Below are 2,910 nucleotides of genomic sequence, written 5' to 3'. Positions count from 1 at the left end.
TGTAAGTGGTATACTATAACCAGCAGATTTAGGCAAATAAAATCCAGCAACTATTATACAACATCAACGAATGATATACTGTCATTCGGAGGTGAAGAAAGGATGGTTAGTTGGATGCATTACTATGAAATCCAAAGATTCAAAAGAAAAGGATTTAACAAGAGCCAAACTGCTAGAAAAATAGGAATTAACAGAGAAACAGTTGGCGTGTACTGGAATTTAACACCAGGGGATTATGCTGCAAGAGTTGAAGCAGCTAAAACAAGAAAAAAGAAAGCAGATCCTCACAAAGATTTTGTGCTGGAATGCCTGATGAAATATCCTGACATGTCAGCGGCACAGCTTTATGACTGGATCAAAGAACATACCTGTTTAGAAACACTGGACTTTCAAGAGCGGTGCTTCAGGGATTATGTGAAATCTATCCGGGAGGAATACGATATCAAGAAACCTGAAACATCAAGGCAGTACGAGGCAATGGAGGAATTGCCACCAGGAAAGCAGGCACAGGTGGATATGGGCGAAATCAGTCTGAAAACGATAAGCGGCCGCCATAAGAAAGTCTACTGCTTTGGAATGGTCCTGACCCATTCTCGCTACAAGTTCATCCTATGGCAGGAAAAACCATTTACCACAGATACATTTGTACAAGCTCATATCAAAGCATTTACCTTCTTTGATGGGCGTCCGCAGGAAATGGTTTACGATCAGGACAAGATACTTGCAGTCAGTGAGAACAATGGCGACATCATTTACACCGAAGGATTTCAGAGCTACATAAACGAAGCAAAGTTTGATATCTTTCTCTGCCATGGAGCGGATCCTGAATCCAAAGGACTGATTGAAAATGTCGTAAAATATGCCAAGCATGGCTTTGCGGAACATCGTATTTTCAAAGATATAGACAGCTTTAATACAGACTGCATTGCTTGGCTAAAAAGAACTGGAAATAAGAAAATACATGGAACAACACAAAAGATACCAGCAGAGGTATTTTCTCTCGAAAAGGAATACCTCATACCAGTATCTGCATACAACTTCACAGTTGCTGTTAATGACAGTATAGATTATCAGGTCAGAAAAGACAACATCGTTTTATACAAAGGAAACCGCTATCGTGTGCCAAAAGGTACTTATAGTGCAGGAAAACGTGTATTCATGATTGTTGAGAATGATATCCTTTCCATCACAGATACCCTGACAGGTGAAATCTATGCAACGCACCCTCTCTGTCATGACAAAGGGAAATTAATTGGTCAGAAAAGGGATGAACGTGATAAGAGCAAGTCATTACAAGAACAGGAGAAAACTGTTCAGGAACTATTTCAGAATGATGAACTGGTTGTGCCGTTTTTAGAACATATCCACCAGGCGAAGCCCCGCTATTACAGAGATCAGCTTGGTGTGATAAGAAAACTTTTTGAAGAATGGGACACAGAGCTTCTGATTCACGGACTTCACTATTGTTCGGAAAAAGGACTGTATTCTGCTGGGGATTTGAAGTCCAGTATTATTTATCTGAAACAGATAAAAACAGAACCGAAAAAGAAAGAAAATATGTCAGCACTCCCCTCCAAGTACCGAGGGAATATGCCAGAAATACGAGATTTAAGTGTGTATGAACAAGCAATGGGAAGGAGTGTTGTAAATGGATAATCTACAGGAAATCAGAACCTATGCAGGAACGCTGGGGCTGATACATACAAAGAACGAGCTTGAAACAATCGTTCATGGTGCAGAAACAGAGGAATCAAGCTATGTGGCATTTTTGCAGAACATACTGAGCAGTGAAATCCGGTATCGTCAGGATAAGGCAAAAGATAAGCGCATCAAAGACGCAGGATTTCCATATCCAAAGTATTTAAAAGACTTTGATCTGAGTTTCTGCCAGTCCATAACAAAAAAACAGTTAAATCAGCTATCGGAGCTGACCTGGATTGATGGTCTGTATAATCTTATACTTTCGGGACCGCCTGGAGTAGGTAAAACGCATCTGGCGATAGCGCTTGCCCATCATGCGTGTGAAGAAGGTTATAAAGCCAGTTATGCGACCATGCAGTCCCTCATGCAGTGCCTTCGCACATCAGAAATAGACCGCCGGAGCAGAGCAAAGATGAACCGGATCCAAAAATCAAACCTTCTGGTTATTGATGAGGTTGGATATCTTCCGATTGCGCCAACAGAGGGAAATCTGTTTTTTCAGCTGATATCAGAGCTTCAAGAACAGACCTCCATTATCATAACAACAAACAAAGGATTTGAAGAATGGGCGGAATTTCTGGACGATGCAGCATTAGCAACAGCAATCCTTGACCGGCTATCATACCGATGCGATCGAATACAGATGGCAGGGAAAAGCTATCGATTGGAAAACAGAAAAACTTTTTTAGAGGAAGGGGGGACAACGGATGAAATTTAATAAGCACATATCTCATGAAGTGGAAGAGTTTCTAACTACTCAGTATAAGGAATATATAAAAGAAACACCAATGACCAAGAAAGAAATGAGAGCTCTGCGCGAATGGGTGAAAGATGGACATAGTGTATACGAGAATACATGTGGCGCATGGGCAGATGGGCAGGTCCCGGTAGAATTTTTGACGTCCTATCGTGATGAAGAGTATATCCGTCAGCATACCCAGGGAATGAATTCAGAGGAAGCAAGGAAGTTTGCAATGGCTTATTATGGCTGGGATGATAATGACGAAGAGGTGGACCGATATCTTGAGAGTATTCCGGGAGAAATGACCCCACCCGTTTACGCCATTCCAGATAGGGAACTTCCATTTAGTTAAAAAATGCTCCGCGGATCAACCACGGAGTGCTATAAGCAAAAGTGCTGGATTTTATTTGCCAAAAAACGCTGGAAAATAATTTCCACTTTTTGCTGGAAAGTACTTGCCGTTTACA

3 protein-coding genes are annotated in these 2,910 nt (G+C 41.4%); all 3 read left to right on the top strand.

Features of this window, described 5'->3' with window-relative positions:
• A partial coding sequence (gene istA / locus BN3456_RS01250; RefSeq protein ID WP_207644078.1) for an IS21 family transposase occupies positions 1–1,656 on the top strand: 1,656 nt, incomplete at its 5' end.
• On the top strand, positions 1,649–2,419 hold the full coding sequence (gene istB, locus BN3456_RS01245) for an IS21-like element helper ATPase IstB (protein ID WP_089982199.1): 771 nt from the start codon (positions 1,649–1,651) through the stop codon (positions 2,417–2,419). The genes istA and istB, both read left to right, overlap by 8 nt.
• Positions 2,409–2,795 carry a hypothetical protein gene (locus tag BN3456_RS01240; protein ID WP_089982197.1) on the top strand — a complete coding sequence of 129 codons (387 nt, stop codon included), beginning with the start codon at positions 2,409–2,411 and terminating at the stop codon, positions 2,793–2,795. Before istB ends, BN3456_RS01240 begins: the two co-directional genes overlap by 11 nt.
• Positions 2,796–2,910 lie beyond the last annotated feature (115 nt).

Source organism: Clostridium sp. C105KSO13, from assembly GCF_001517425.1.
Classification (GTDB): domain Bacteria; phylum Bacillota; class Clostridia; order Lachnospirales; family Lachnospiraceae; genus Muricomes.
This window is presented reverse-complemented; position numbering and strand designations above follow the sequence as displayed.

Coding starts and splice junctions, on each gene's coding strand:
- istB (WP_089982199.1), top strand. CDS start 1,649: ATGGATAATCTACAGGAAATCAGAACCTATGCAGGAACGCTGGGGCTG.
- BN3456_RS01240 (WP_089982197.1), top strand. CDS start 2,409: ATGAAATTTAATAAGCACATATCTCATGAAGTGGAAGAGTTTCTAACT.